This is a genomic window from Dyella sp. PARNA 12/25 (genome assembly GCF_055702865.1).
Genome location: NZ_JBVQCI010000002.1, coordinates 90339 through 104977, shown reverse-complemented (window position 1 = coordinate 104977; position 14639 = coordinate 90339). Strand labels below are relative to the sequence as shown.

13 protein-coding genes and 1 tRNA gene are annotated in these 14639 nt (G+C 62.0%); all 14 read left to right on the top strand.

Going from position 1 to position 14639, the window contains the following annotated elements; translation table 11 throughout:
* Positions 1-9: 9 nt before the first annotated feature.
* The 14 genes from AC0GUR_RS04970 to AC0GUR_RS04905 all read left to right on the top strand — a co-directional run bounded on the left by AC0GUR_RS04970 (position 10) and on the right by AC0GUR_RS04905 (position 14620).
* Positions 10-738, top strand: a complete 729-nt coding sequence (locus AC0GUR_RS04970) for an NADH-quinone oxidoreductase subunit C (RefSeq protein ID WP_472876371.1) — start codon at positions 10-12, stop codon at positions 736-738.
* 2 nt (positions 739-740) lie between these two features.
* On the top strand, positions 741-1994 hold the full coding sequence (locus tag AC0GUR_RS04965; RefSeq protein WP_472876370.1) for an NADH-quinone oxidoreductase subunit D: 1254 nt from the start codon (positions 741-743) through the stop codon (positions 1992-1994).
* Between the two features lie 18 nt (positions 1995-2012).
* The gene (gene nuoE, locus AC0GUR_RS04960; protein ID WP_111983558.1) at positions 2013-2540 is read left to right on the top strand and encodes an NADH-quinone oxidoreductase subunit NuoE; all 528 of its coding nucleotides are present in this window, start codon (positions 2013-2015) and stop codon (positions 2538-2540) included.
* Between the two features lie 12 nt (positions 2541-2552).
* A complete protein-coding gene (nuoF, locus tag AC0GUR_RS04955) occupies positions 2553-3863 on the top strand; it encodes an NADH-quinone oxidoreductase subunit NuoF (protein WP_472876369.1) in 1311 nt (436 codons plus the stop codon).
* Positions 3860-6181, top strand: a complete 2322-nt coding sequence (gene nuoG, locus AC0GUR_RS04950; RefSeq protein WP_472876368.1) for an NADH-quinone oxidoreductase subunit NuoG — start codon at positions 3860-3862, stop codon at positions 6179-6181. Before nuoF ends, nuoG begins: the two co-directional genes overlap by 4 nt.
* A gap of 4 nt (positions 6182-6185) precedes the next feature.
* Positions 6186-7214, top strand: coding sequence for an NADH-quinone oxidoreductase subunit NuoH (gene nuoH, locus AC0GUR_RS04945; protein WP_472876367.1), 1029 nt, complete (start codon positions 6186-6188; stop codon positions 7212-7214).
* A gap of 8 nt (positions 7215-7222) precedes the next feature.
* Positions 7223-7714, top strand: coding sequence for an NADH-quinone oxidoreductase subunit NuoI (nuoI, locus tag AC0GUR_RS04940; RefSeq protein ID WP_472876366.1), 492 nt, complete (start codon positions 7223-7225; stop codon positions 7712-7714).
* 12 nt (positions 7715-7726) lie between these two features.
* On the top strand, positions 7727-8380 hold the full coding sequence (locus tag AC0GUR_RS04935) for an NADH-quinone oxidoreductase subunit J (RefSeq protein ID WP_472876365.1): 654 nt from the start codon (positions 7727-7729) through the stop codon (positions 8378-8380).
* Complete coding sequence (gene nuoK, locus AC0GUR_RS04930; RefSeq protein ID WP_472876364.1) at positions 8377-8682, top strand: NADH-quinone oxidoreductase subunit NuoK; 306 nt, start codon at positions 8377-8379, stop codon at positions 8680-8682. Before AC0GUR_RS04935 ends, nuoK begins: the two co-directional genes overlap by 4 nt.
* 4 nt (positions 8683-8686) lie before the next feature.
* Positions 8687-10720 (top strand): NADH-quinone oxidoreductase subunit L, encoded by a 2034-nt coding sequence (gene nuoL, locus AC0GUR_RS04925; RefSeq protein WP_472876363.1) that lies wholly within the window; start codon positions 8687-8689, stop codon positions 10718-10720.
* A 13-nt stretch (positions 10721-10733) separates the two neighbouring features.
* Complete coding sequence (locus AC0GUR_RS04920) at positions 10734-12242, top strand: NADH-quinone oxidoreductase subunit M (RefSeq protein WP_472876362.1); 1509 nt, start codon at positions 10734-10736, stop codon at positions 12240-12242.
* Between the two features lie 12 nt (positions 12243-12254).
* Entirely contained in the window at positions 12255-13694 is a 1440-nt protein-coding gene (gene nuoN / locus AC0GUR_RS04915) for an NADH-quinone oxidoreductase subunit NuoN (RefSeq protein WP_472876361.1), read from the top strand.
* A 112-nt stretch (positions 13695-13806) separates the two neighbouring features.
* Positions 13807-13883: transfer RNA gene (locus tag AC0GUR_RS04910), tRNA-Met, on the top strand.
* A 218-nt stretch (positions 13884-14101) separates the two neighbouring features.
* Positions 14102-14620, top strand: a complete 519-nt coding sequence (locus tag AC0GUR_RS04905; RefSeq protein WP_472876360.1) for a ribosome maturation factor RimP — start codon at positions 14102-14104, stop codon at positions 14618-14620.
* The last annotated feature ends 19 nt before the right edge of the window (positions 14621-14639 follow it).

Below are 14639 nucleotides of genomic sequence, written 5' to 3'. Positions count from 1 at the left end.
TGCTGAGCCATGACTGATACACCGATCAACTCGCTGGCCGAGCGCCTCTCTGCGCGATTCGGCGACACGCTGAAGATCAGCATCGTTCGCAACGAAGTCACTGCTGAAGTGGCAGCCGCTGACCTGCTCGCGGTGGCCGTTGCGCTGCGTGACGAAGCACCGTTCCGTTTCGGCGTGCCGATTGACGTTTGCGGCATCGACTACCTCGGCTACGGCCAGACCGAATGGGACACCGAGACCGTCACCGGTACCGGCTTCTCGCGCGGTGTGGAAGGCGAGGCCATGGGCCGCTTCACGTGGTCCGACCGCCCGCGTCCGGAAGCGTCGCCGCGCCGCTTTGCATCCGTTGTGCACCTGCTGTCGCTGGAGAACAACCAACGCCTGCGTCTGCGCGTGTTCTGCGAAGACGACTCGCTGCCGGTGGTGCCGTCGCTGACGGGCATTTACCCGGGCGTGAACTGGTTTGAGCGTGAGTCGTTCGACCTGTTCGGCATCGTTTACGAAGGCCATCCGGACCTGCGCCGTATCCTCACCGACTACGGCTTCGTGGGTCATCCGTTCCGCAAGGACTTCCCGCTGATCGGCAACGTCGAAGTGCGCTACGACCCCGAGCAGAAGCGCGTGGTGTACGAACCCGTGTCGATCGAGCCGCGCGTGCTGGTGCCGCGCGTCATCCGTGACGATGCCGACCTGCTGCAGGCCAAGGCCGAAGCGGCCGATAACTGGCGGAACAACTGATCATGCAAGAGATCCGCAATTACACGATGAACTTCGGCCCGCAGCATCCCGCTGCGCACGGCGTGCTGCGCCTGGTGCTGGAGATGGACGGTGAAACCATCGTCCGTGCCGATCCGCACGTGGGCCTGCTCCACCGCGGCACCGAAAAGCTGGCCGAGTCCAAGCCGTTCAACCAGTCGATCGGCTACATGGATCGTCTCGACTACGTGTCGATGATGTGCAACGAGCACGCCTATGTGCGCGCCATCGAAACCCTGCTGGGTATCGAGGTGCCGGAGCGTGCGCAGTACATCCGTACCATGTTCGACGAGATCACCCGCATCCTGAACCACCTGATGTGGCTCGGCTCCAACGCGCTCGACTTGGGCGCGATGGCGGTGTTCCTCTATGCGTTCCGCGAACGTGAGGAACTGATGGACGTCTACGAGGCGGTGTCGGGCGCGCGCATGCACGCGACCTACTACCGTCCCGGCGGCGTCTATCGCGATCTGCCGAACCACATGTCGCAGTACCGTGAGTCGCCCTGGCATAAGGGTCAGGACCTCAAGCGCCTCAACAGCTGGCGCGAAGGTTCCATGCTCGATTACCTCGAAGCCTTCACCAGCGACTTCCCGTCGAAGGTGGATGAGTACGAAGAGCTGCTCACCAATAACCGTATCTGGAAGCAGCGTACCGTCGGCATTGGCGTGATTTCGCCGGAGATGGCCCAGGCCTGGGGCATGACCGGCGTGATGCTGCGCGGCTCGGGTATCGAGTGGGATCTGCGCAAGAAGCAGCCGTACGCCAAGTACGCCGAAGTGGATTTCGACATCCCGGTGGCTTCGGGTGGCGACTGCTATGACCGTTATCTGGTGCGCGTTGAAGAAATGCGCCAGTCCAACCGCATCATCCAGCAGTGCGTGAAGTGGCTGAAGGCCAACCCGGGCCCGGTGATCGTGCAGAACTACAAAGTCGCACCGCCGGACCGTGAAGGCATGAAGGAGGACATGGAAGCCCTCATCCACCACTTCAAGCTGTTCACTGAAGGCTACGGCGTGCCGGCAGGCGAGACGTATGCCGCGGTGGAAGCACCGAAGGGCGAGTTTGGCTGCTACCTGGTTTCGGACGGCGCCAACAAGCCGTTCCGCGTGCATCTGCGCGCGCCGGGTTTTGCCCATCTTTCGTCGATGGATGCCATCGTGCGCGGCCACATGCTGGCCGACGTGGTGGCGATGATCGGTACCTATGACCTCGTGTTCGGCGAAGTCGATCGCTGAGCCCGGAGGAAAGCACACATGAAAGCGACCGGAAATTACGAGCAGGTCAAGAACGTCGACCCGCTCGTCGTCCTCAACGAACACACTCGTCATCACATCGAGGAGTGGGTTGCCCGTTTTCCGCCAGACCGCAAGCGATCGGCGCTGATCCAGGCGCTGTTCGCAGCGCAGGAGCAGAACCACGGCTTCCTCACCGATGAGTTGATCACCGCCGTTGCCAAGTACCTCGAGCTGCCCGCTGTGTGGGCCTACGAGGTTGCCAGCTTCTACTCGATGCTTGAGACCAAGCCGGTCGGCCGAAACAACGTCGCCATCTGCACCAACATCTCGTGCTGGCTCAACGGTGCGGAAGATCTGGTGAAACATTGCGAGCAGAAGCTGGGCATCAAGCTCGGTGAAAGCACCGCCGATGGTCGCGTGTATCTGAAGCGCGAAGAAGAATGCATCGCCGCTTGCGCCAGTGCGCCGGCGATGACCGTCAATGGTCACTACCACGAGCGTCTGTCGATCCAAAAGATCGACGAGATTCTCGACGGTCTCAAGTAAGGGCAGGGCGCAATGGCTTACGGACCCGCACCCAAAGAACATCAGGTCGTCTACACCACGCTGCATTTTGACAAGCCGTGGGCGATGGACAGCTATACACAGGTGGGTGGCTATGAAGCGTGGAAGAAGATCCTCGCCGAGAAGCCCGATCCGAACACGCTGATCGAAGAGATCAAGAAGAGCAACCTGCGCGGCCGCGGCGGCGCAGGCTTCCCGACTGGCCTGAAGTGGTCCTTCATGCCGAAGGGCGACATGCAGAAGTACATCCTCTGCAACTCGGACGAATCCGAGCCGGGCACCTGCAAAGACCGCGACATCCTGCGCTTCAACCCGCACGCGGTGATCGAAGGCATGGCCATCGCGTGCTACTGCACGGGCTCGACCGTTGCCTACAACTACCTGCGTGGCGAATTCCATCACGAGCCCTTCGAGCATTTCGAAGAGGCCCTGAAGGAAGCCTACGCTGCTGGCCTGCTGGGCAAGAACATCCAGGGCACTGGCCTCAATATCGACATCTATGGCGCGCTCGGCGCCGGTGCCTATATTTGCGGCGAAGAAACGGCGCTGATGGAATCGCTGGAAGGCAAGAAGGGCCAGCCGCGCTTCAAGCCGCCGTTCCCGGCCAACTTCGGTCTGTACGGCAAGCCCAGCACCATCAACAACACCGAAACCTACGCCTCGGTGCCGGCCATCCTGCGCAAGGGTGCTGACTGGTTCCTGGCGCAGAGCAAGACCAAGAACGGCGGTCCGAAGATCTTTTCGGTCTCCGGCTGCGTGCAGAAGGGCGGCAACTTTGAAGTGCCCCTTGGCACCACCTTCGATGAGCTGCTGGAAATGGCCGGCGGTCTGCGTCCGGGCCGCACGCTGAAGGGTGCGGTCCCGGGTGGCGTGTCCATGCCGGTGCTGCGTGCCGAGCAGCTGAAGGGCCTGCCGTTCGACTACGACACTCTGCGCGACCTCAAGACGGGTCTGGGTTCGGGCGCCATCGTGGTGCTTGACGACACCGTCTGCACGGTCCGCTTCACCCGCCGCATCTCGCAGTTCTTCCATAAGGAAAGCTGCGGTCAGTGCACGCCGTGCCGCGAAGGTACCGGCTGGATGCACCGCGTGCTGGATCGCATCGTGGAAGGCAACGGCACCATGGACGACCTGCACCGCCTCAAGGCCATTGCCGGCCAGATCGAAGGCCACACCATCTGCGCATTCGGCGAAGCCGCTGCGTGGCCGGTGCAGGGCTTCCTGCGCCAGTTCTGGGATGAATTCGAGTACTACATCGTCAATGGTCGCTCCATTGTCGACGACAAGCTTGGAGCCGCCGCATGAGTGCGCAGCCCACTACGCCGAACCTTGACCTGCTGAACGTCGAGATCGACGGCAAGCCCACGCAGATCCGCAAGGGCGCCATGATCATCGAAGCGGCCGACGCCATTGGCGTGTCGATCCCGCGTTTCTGCTATCACCGCAAGCTTCCCATTGCCGCCAACTGCCGCATGTGCCTGGTGGAAGTGGAAATGGGTGGCAAGCCCATGCCCAAGCCGCAGCCGGCTTGCGCCACGCCCGTGGCCGAAGGCATGAAGGTGAAGACCCGTACCGACGTCGCTCTGAAGTATCAGAAGGACGTCATGGAATTCCTGCTGATCAACCACCCGCTGGATTGCCCGATCTGCGATCAGGGTGGTGAGTGCGAACTGCAGGACGTCGCGCTGGGCTATGGCCGCAGCGTGTCGCGCTACACCGAGCGCAAGCGAACCATTGCGGACGAGAACCTCGGCCCGCTGGTTGCCACCGAGATGACCCGCTGCATCCAGTGCACGCGCTGCGTGCGCTTCACCAGCGAAATCGCCGGTACGTACGAGCTCGGCGGCATGAGCCGTGGCGACAACCTGCAGATCGGGACCTACATCGGCAAGACCATCGAGACGGAACTGTCGGGCAACATCATCGACGTCTGTCCGGTGGGTGCGCTCACCAACAAGCCGTTCCAGTTCCAGGCCCGCGCCTGGGAGCTGATCGCCAAGCCGTCCATCGCCTATCACGATGCGCTGGGTTCCAACCTGTGGCTGCACACGCGCCGCGGTGAGGTGCTGCGCACGGTGCCGCGCGATAACGAATCGATCAACGAGTGCTGGTTGTCCGACCGTGACCGCTACAGCCATCAGGGCCTCTACGCGGAAGATCGCGTGAACGCCCCGCTGGTGAAGCGCAACGGCCAGTGGCAGACCACCACCTGGGAAGACGCCCTGGGCGCCACCGCTGAAGCACTGAAGGCCGTGCCGGGCAGCGACCTGGGCGTGCTGGTGCATCCGGCAACGACGAATGAAGAAGGCGATCTGTTGGTGCGCCTGGCGCGTGGCCTGGGCAGCGCCCATATGGATCACCGCGTGCGTCAGCTCGATTTCGCCGACAACGCCGTGGCGGCCACTTTCGGCAAGCCGGTGGCTGAGCTGGACAAGGTCAAGGCGGCGCTGCTGGTTGGCTCCGACTTGCGTCACGAACTGCCGCTGGTCAATCACCGCATCCATCAGGCGGTGAAGAAGGGCGCCAAGGTCTACGCCGTCAACCCGGCGAGCTTCAACTTCAACTACAAGCTGGCTGGCGAAGCCATCGTCGCGCCGCAGGCGCTGGTCGACGCGCTGCTGTCGCTGGCCAAGGCAGCCGTCGAGGCCGGTGCTTCGGCACCGTCCGCCTTGGCTGCCGCGATCAACGGCGCCTCGTCCGATCAGGGTGACAAGGACGCGATCGCCGATCTGAAGAGTGGCAGCGCCGTGGTCATCCTCGGCGAAGCCGCCGTCACGCATCCGCAGGCATCGTGGCTGCGCGCCGTGGCCCGCTTCATCGCGGAAGCCACCGGTGCCGCCTACAACGAGCTGCCGGTCGGCGCGAACGCCATCGGTCTGGCTCGCGTGGGCGTGCTGCCGGGTAATGGCGGTCTCGATGCGCAGACCATGCTGGCGCAGCCGCGCAAGGCTTATGTGCTGTACGGCGTGGAGCCGCAGGACGTGGCCGATGGCGCTGCTTTCCTCAAGGCGGTGAAGGGCGCCGAGCGCGTGGTTGCGTTCTCTGCTTTCGCCAGCCCGGCGCTGCGCGAAGTGGCCGATGTGATCCTGCCGATCGCATTGCTTCCCGAAACCGACGGCACGCTGGTCAACGTCGACGGCCTGTCGCAGAGCGTGGCGGCAGGTGCGAAGGCACCGGGCGAGGCGCGTTCGGGCTGGAAGGTGCTGCGTGCGCTTGGTGGCGTGCTGAAGCTTGCCGGTTTCGAGTTCGACGATCTGGCCGGCCTGCGCGAAGGCATCAACGAGCGCGCGCATCAGCCGCGTGCCGAGTTGGCTACGCGTCCGGCCGCCAGCGGCCTGAGCCGACTGGCCACCTGGCCGATCTACCGCACCGACGCCGTCCTCCGCCGCGCCACCGCACTGAGCAAGCATCCGCTGAATCGCGCACCGGCCGTGCGTGTGAATGCGGCTGAAGCACAGCGTCTTGGTCTGAGCGAAGGCACCGCCGTGCGCGTTGCCGATACCGTGCTGCCGCTGGTGATCGACGTGACGGTGCCCGATGGCGCTGCATGGATCGAAGCGGCGCACGCCGACACCGTCACGCTGCCGCCTTACGGCGCGGCCCTCACCCTGAGCAAGGCGTAAGCACATGGGCGAACAGATTCTCAACCAGATCGTCTGGCCGGTCATCTACATCATGTGCATCGTTTTGCCGCTGGTGATCGCGGTGGCCATGTACGTGTGGTGGGAGCGCAAGGTCATCGGCTGGATGCACGTGCGCATGGGGCCCAACAAGATCGGCCCCTTCGGCCTGCTGCAGGCTTTCGCGGACGTGGTCAAGCTGCTGCTGAAGGAAGTGATTCTTCCGACCAGCGCGAACAAGGCGCTGTATTACCTGGCGCCGATGCTGGCGCTGGTTCCGGCGCTGGCAGCGTGGGCGGTCATTCCCTTCAGCGACAAGATGGTGCTGGCCAACGTCAACGCCGGCGTGCTCTACCTGCTGGCCATGACCTCGCTGGGTGTGTACGGCATCATCCTCGCCGGCTGGGCCTCCAACTCGCGCTACGCACTGCTCGGTGCCATGCGTTCGGCGGCGCAAGTGATTTCCTATGAGCTCGCGATGGGCCTGTGCCTGGTCTGCGTGCTGGTGCTCGCCGGTTCGCTGAACCTCACCGACATCGTGCATGCTCAGAGCGGCACCAAGGGCATCCTCGATTGGTTCATGTGGCCGCTGCTGCCGGTCTTCGTCATCTACTTCATCTCGGGCGTGGCCGAAACTAACCGCGCACCGTTCGACGTGGCGGAAGGCGAATCGGAAATCGTCGCCGGTTTCCACGTGGAGTACTCCGGCTCGGCGTTCGCGCTGTTCTTCCTGGCCGAATACGCCAACATGATCCTGATCAGCTTCCTGGCTCCGATCCTGTTCATGGGCGGCTGGCTGTCCCCGTTCCCCGCCTCATGGGGTTTCCTGGGACACGACGGCATCGTGTGGCTGCTCGTGAAGGTGTTCGTCTTTGCTTTCATGTTCCTGTGGTTCCGCGCCAGCTTCCCGCGTTACCGCTATGACCAGATCATGCGTCTGGGTTGGAAGGTATTCATTCCCATCACCATCGTCTGGGTCCTCGTCGCCGGCTGCATGAAGTACTTCGGCTGGGTCACGGTCGGCACGGGAGGCTGAAGAGAACCATGTCCCGCGTTACTCACTATTTCAAAAGCCTGCTGCTGATCGAGCTGCTCAAGGGCCTGGCCCTGACCATGCGTTACATGTTCAGGCCCAAGTACACGATGCGCTACCCGATGGAGCACATCCCCAAGTCGAACCGCTTCCGTGGCCTGCATGCCCTGCGTCGCTACGCCAACGGCGAAGAGCGTTGCATCGCGTGCAAGCTGTGCGAGGCGGTGTGCCCGGCTTTGGCCATCACCATCGATTCGGCCCCGCGTGAAAGCGACGGTCAGCGTCGCACCACGCGTTACGACATCGACTTGTTCAAGTGCATCTTCTGCGGTTTCTGCGAAGAGAGCTGCCCGGTCGACTCGATCGTCGAAACCCACATCCACGAGTACCACTTCGAGCAGCGCGGCGAGAATGTGGTGACCAAGCCGAAGTTGCTCGCGATTGGTGACCGCTTCGAGGCGGAAATCGCGGCCGCTCGCGCTCAAGACGCTGCGTATCGCTGAGGAAGGAACATCATGATTGATCCGTCCATGTTCCAACTCATCTGCTTCTACGCGTTCGCCACGGTCACCGTGGTGGCGGCGATGGGCGTCATCACCTTGCGCAACACGGTGCATGCCGTACTTGCGCTGGTGCTGACTTTCTTCAGCACCGCCTGCATCTGGCTGCTGGCCGAAGCGGAATTCCTCGCCATCGCACTCATCGTGGTCTACGTCGGCGCGGTGATGGTGTTGTTCCTGTTCGTGGTGATGATGCTCGACATCAACCAGGAACGGTTGCGCGAAGGCTTCATCAAGTTTCTGCCGGTGGGCATCATCGTGGCCATGGTCATGCTGGGCGAAATGCTCGCACTGATCGGCGTGCGTGCCATGCACGCGCAGGTGATGGGCGCCAACCCGGCGGCTGTCGCCGGCGTGTCCAACACTGAGTGGCTGGGCCATGCGCTTTACACCCAGTTCCTGCTGCCGTTCGAGATTGCGGCGCTGATCCTCACCGTTGGCGTGGTGGCGGCTGTGGTGCTGACGTTGCGTCATCGCACCGGTTCCCGTCATCAGCAGGCTTCGCAGCAGGTGCTTGTCAATCCGCGTGACCGCGTGCGCGTGGTGAAGATGGCGGCGACTGTTCCCGCCGCACCCCAGCCGGAACCGGGCAAGGAGACCACCCCATGATCACGCTCGCCCATTTCATCGTGCTCGGCGCGGTGCTGTTCAGCATTGCCCTGGCCAGTCTCTTCATCAACCGCAAGAACGTCATCGTGCTGTTGATGTCGATCGAGCTGATGCTCCTGGCGGTGAACATCAACTTCGTCGCGTTCTCCCGGTTCCTGGGCGACGTGGCAGGGCAGGTGTTCGTGTTCTTCATTCTCACTGTGGCTGCGGCGGAAACCGCCATCGGCCTGGCGATTCTGGTTCTGCTGTTCCGTAACCGCAGCACCATCAACATCGCCGAAATCGACAGCATGAAGGGCTGACCCGATGGAACTGTCTACCTCCATTTTGCTGACCATCGCGCTGGCTCCGCTTGTCGGATGCCTGCTCGCTGGGTTCCTCGGCAAGTTCATTGGCCGCGCAGGTTCGCACACGGCGACCATTCTCGGCGTTGCGATTGCCTGTGGCCTGTCGTTCTACGTGCTGTACCAGCTCACCGCGGGTGGCGCACCGGTCTACAACCAGAACATCTACACCTGGTTCGAGATCGGAAACTACAGCGCTCACGTTGGCTTCCTGATCGATCGCCTCACCGCCATGATGATGGTGGTGGTGACCTTCGTGTCGCTGCTGGTGCACATCTACACCATCGGCTACATGGCCGAAGATCCGGGCTACCAGCGCTTCTTCAGCTACATCTCGCTGTTCACCTTCTCGATGTTGATGCTCGTGATGAGCAACAACTTCATGCAGCTGTTCTTCGGCTGGGAAGCCGTGGGTCTGGTGTCGTATCTGCTGATCGGCTTCTGGTACAAGCGCCCCACGGCGATCTTCGCCAACCTCAAGGCGTTCCTGGTCAATCGCGTGGGTGACTTCGGCTTCCTGCTGGGTATCGCGGGCATCCTGTACTTCCTGGGTACGCTGGACTACGCCACCGCGTTCTCCGCTGCGCCGACCCTGGTGGGGAAGACCCTGCAGATTACGCAGAACACTCATTGGGACGCTGCGACCGTCATCTGCATCCTGCTGTTCATCGGCGCGATGGGTAAGTCCGCCCAGGTGCCGCTGCACGTGTGGCTGCCGGATTCGATGGAAGGCCCGACCCCGATCTCGGCGCTGATCCACGCCGCGACCATGGTGACCGCCGGCATCTTTATGGTGGCTCGCATGTCGCCGATCTTCGAGCTGTCGGAGACCGCGCTCAGCTTCGTGATGATCATCGGTGCCACCGGCGCGCTGTTCACCGGCCTGATCGGCATCGTGCAGAACGACATCAAGCGCGTCGTCGCGTACTCCACGCTGTCGCAGCTGGGTTACATGACGGTGGCGCTGGGCGTCTCGGCTTACGCCGGCGCTGTGTTCCACCTGATGACCCACGCCTTCTTCAAGGCGCTGCTGTTCCTCGGCGCGGGCTCGGTGATCATCGCCATGCACCATGAGCAGGACATGCGCTACATGGGCGGCCTGCGCAAGTACATGCCGATCACCTGGATCACCATGTGGATCGGTTCGCTGGCGCTGTGCGGCGTGCCGTTCTTCGCGGGCTTCTACTCGAAGGACGCCATCATCGAGGCCGTGGGTGAATCCCATCGCTGGGGTGCCAACTACGCTTACTTCTGCGTGATGGCCGGTGCCTTCGTGACGGCGCTGTACACCTTCCGCCAGATGTACCTGACCTTCCATGGCAAGGAACGCTTCACCGTGGTCGACGACCATGGCCATGGTCACCATGTCGAGCACAAGGACGACCATGGCCATCATGAGGCCGGCATCATGCACGAGACACCGCATGAGTCGCCGTGGGTGGTGACGCTGCCGCTGATTCTGCTGGCGATCCCGTCGGTCATCGTCGGCGCCATGGCTATCCAGCCGATGCTCTTCGGCGAATGGTTCGGCCAGGCCATCCACGTCAACGAGGCGAACAACGTCCTCGGCGAGGTCGGCAAGGAGTTCCACAGCTGGGCCGGCATGGCACTGCATGGCTTCACCCAGCTGCCGTTCTGGCTGGTGGCTGCGGCTTTTGCTATCCAGACCTACATCTACCTGTTCAATCCCGCAGTGGCCGATCGCATCAAGAATGCGCTCAAGCCGATCTACAACATGCTCAACCACAAGTACTGGTTCGACGCGGTGTACTTCATCGTCTTCGCTCGTGGCGGTATGGCGCTGGGTCGTGCCCTGTGGAAGGGCGGTGACGCTGCTGTTATCGACGGTGTGTTGATCGATGGTTCGGCAAGCATGGTGGACCGTATTGCAACTGGCATGCGCCGCCTGCAGTCCGGCTACCTCTACCACTACGTCTTCGCGATGATTCTCGGCCTGATCCTGCTGCTTGGCGGGTACTGGCTGGTCGGGCAATAAGGGAACCTGCTCCATGTTCAATCATTTGCTCAGCCTGCTTATCTGGCTTCCCGTCGTGGGTGCCATCCCGGTGCTGCTTGCCGGCTCTGGCCGTCCCAACGCTGCGCGCTGGATCGCCTTGCTGGTGGCTATCGCCACTTTCGTGCTCAGCCTCTACTTGCTGCCGCAATACAACGCGGGCGATGCTGCCAAGCAGCTAGTGGAAGACCACATTTGGATCGCCGGCCTCAACGTGCATTACTCGTTGGCGGTGGACGGCATCTCGGTCGCCCTGATCCTGCTGACGACCTTCGTCGGCATCCTGGTGATCGTGGGCGCGTGGGAAGTCATCCAGACCAACCCGCACCAGTACATGGCTGCCATGCTGGTGCTCGAAGGCCTGATGATCGGCGTGTTCTGCGCCACCGACGCGTTGCTGTTCTACGTGTTCTTCGAGGCCATGCTGATCCCGATGTTCATCCTCATCGGTGTCTGGGGTGGTCCGCGTCGCGTGTATGCCACGCTGAAGTTCTTCATTTACACGTTCTTTGGCTCCATCTTCATGCTGGTGGGTCTGATTTACCTGTACCTGAAGGCTGGCTCGTTCGACCTGAACACGCTGGCGGCCCTGCCGCTGACGATGAAGGAGCAGAGCTGGCTGTTCTTCGCCTTCCTCATCGCCTTCGCGGTGAAGGTGCCGATGGTGCCGGTACACACCTGGTTGCCCGATGCCCACGTGGAAGCGCCGACCGGTGGTTCAGTGGTGCTGGCCGCGGTGATGCTGAAGATCGGTGGCTACGGTTTCCTGCGCTTCTCGCTGCCCATCACGCCGGACGCCGCTGAAGCGTACGCCTGGGTAGTGATCGGCCTGAGCCTGATCGCGGTGGTCTACATCGGCTACATCGCGCTGGTGCAGGAGGACATGAAGAAGCTGGTGGCGTACTCGTCCGTGGCACACATGGGCTTTGTCACCCTGGGTATCTTCATTGCCTTCATGCTGGTGCGCGGCGCCAACAACCTGGATGCGGCCAAGCTGGGCATGCAGGGTGCGATGGTGCAGATGATTTCGCACGGTTTCGTGTCGGGCGCGATGTTCTCGTGCATCGGCGTGATGTATGACCGCCTGCATACCCGCCAGATCAAGGATTACGGCGGCGTCATCAATGTGATGCCGTGGTTCGGCTTCTTCTACGTGCTGTTTGCTATGGCCAATAGCGGCCTGCCGGGCACCAGCGGCTTCGTGGGCGAGTTCCAGGTGATCCTGGCTGCCTTCCAGGCCAACCCGTGGATCGCGTTCTTCGCAGCGTTCACCCTGATCATCGGTGCGGCCTACACGCTGTACATGGTCAAGCGCGTGCTGTGGGGCGACATCACCAATCCGCATGTGGCAGAGATGAAGGACATCAACGGTCGCGAGTGGTTTGTGCTGGGTGCCTTCGCTGCCGCCGTGCTGGCCCTGGGTATCTGGCCGCAGCCGCTGATCCATCTGATGGATTCGTCGATCACGCAGCTGGTCACGCAGCTTGGCAACCACAAGATCTAAGCAGGACCGATCATGCCGAATCTCAATGACATTCTGATCCTGTTGCCGGAGCTCTATCTGGTGGCGGCGGCGTGCTTGCTGCTGCTGCTCGATGCCTTCATGAAGCCCGAGCAGCGCCCGATGCTGCATTGGCTGTCCATCGCGGTGCTGCTGGTGGGTGCTTACCTGGTGATTGCCGGCCAGCCAAGCCAGCCGGTGACCGCGTTCAGCGGCATGTTCGTGCGCGACGGCGTGGCCGAGGTCCTCAAGGTCTTCGCCCTGCTGAGCACGGTACTGGTGTTCTTCTACGCACGGCCGTACCTGGTCGACCGCAAGCTGTTCGTGGGCGAGTTCTACACGCTCACCATCTTCGCGGTGATCGGCATCATGATCCTGGTGTCGGCGGGCAACTTGCTCACCGTGTACCTGGGCCTGGAACTGCTGACGCTGTCGTCGTACGCGCTGGTCGCCCTGAACCGCGATTCGCGCCTGTCCTCTGAAGCGGCCATCAAGTACTTCGTGCTGGGTGCGCTGGCCTCGGGCATGCTGCTGTACGGCATGTCGATGGTCTACGGCGCCACCGGCACGCTGGATCTGGCCCGCCTGCACATGGCAGCAGGGCAGACGAGCATGCCGCACCTGCTGGTGTTCGGCCTGATCTTCATGATCGTGGGCATCGGCTTCAAAATTGGCGCCGCACCATTCCACATGTGGATCCCGGACGTTTACCAGGGTTCGCCGACGGCCGTGACCATCTTCATCGGTTCGGCTCCCAAGCTGGCGGCCTTCGGTATGGCCTACCGCCTGCTGGGCACTGGTCTTGCGGATCTGGCGCCGCACTGGCAGCTGATGCTGGCCTGCCTTGCGGTGCTGTCGCTGGCGATCGGTAACCTGCTGGCCATTGTGCAGAGCAACCTCAAGCGTCTGCTGGCGTACTCGACCATTTCCCACATGGGCTACCTGTTGCTGGGTCTGGTCAATGCCGGTCCGGAAGGTTATGCCGCGGCACTGTTCTACGCCATCAGCTACGCGCTGATGAGTGCGGCAGCCTTCGGTGTGATCCTGGCGCTGGCGCGTGCGGGCTTCGAGTGCGAAGAAATCGATGACCTCAAGGGCCTGAACCAGCGTTCACCTTGGGCCGCGTTCCTGATGATGCTGGTGATGTTCTCGATGGCTGGCGTGCCGCCGCTGTTCGGCTTCTTCGCCAAGCTGCTGGTGTTCCAGGCTGCGATCCATGCCGGTTTCATGTGGCTGGCGATCGTCGGTGCCGTGGCGGCCATCATCGGTCTCTACTACTACCTGCGCGTGGTCAAGGTGATGTATTTCGACAAGCCTGTAGAAGGCACCGAAATTCACCTGCAGGGCGATGTATCGCTGCGCGTGGTGTTGTCGTTGAACGTGCTGGCACTGCTGGTGCTTGGCTTCGGCTGGGGCCCGCTGTTTGGCTGGTGCCAGAGCGTTTTTGTAGGTTGATGCGCGCCTTGGCGGAGCCGTTCCGTCATGCGCACTTTGAAAGATTTGTGAAAAAAATTAGCGAAAAGGCTTGCAAGAATTCGGCCATCTCGCTAATATTTGCGGACTCTGATGCGGGGTGGAGCAGTCTGGCAGCTCGTCGGGCTCATAACCCGAAGGTCGTAGGTTCGAATCCTACCCCCGCTACCAGATCTTTCTTAGAACAAGAAAGCCTCCTCGTGAGGCTTTTTTGTTGGGCGCAAGGAAGCGTCGCACGTATGTCACAAGCCGCTTCGAAGCTGGCTGTGCGGTGCCCCGGAAGAGTCTGGATGGGTCGGGACATCGGCGTGGACGCTCTTGTTTAGAGCATGGAATGGGCCGCTTGAGCCCATTTTTTGTTTCTGGCGACTGGTAACGGTAGACGAATCATGGATACGCAGGCACTGGCTCAACGCTTTACGGAAGTTCTGGCCGATCTCGGGCTGGAATGCATTGGCGTGGAGTTCAATCCGTCGCAGGGGCAGAGTACCCTGCGTGTCTACATCGACGCCGAAGGGCGCGAAGTCACCGTGGACGATTGCGAAGCGGGCAGCCGCGAGTTGTCGGCGATGCTGGACGTGGAAGACCCGATTCCCGGTCATTACGTCCTGGAAGTGTCCTCGCCGGGCATAGATCGCCCGCTGTTCACCGCGGCGCAATTCGCCAAGGTGGCCGGGAAGGAAGTGAAGATTCTGCTGAAGGCGCCGCTGGAAGGCCGGCGTCGTCTTCGCGGCAAGGTAACGGCGGTGGAAGGCGAACATATTTCGCTGGAAGCCGAAGGCAAGACCTTCGAGTTCGACCATGACGCGGTGGAAAGCGCGCGCGTGGTGCCTGACTGGGTGGCGCTCGGCTATGCGCCGCAGCCTAAGCCGGGCAAGGGTCCAGCCAAGAAAACGTCGAAGAACTAAATCAATCGAAACCGATCGG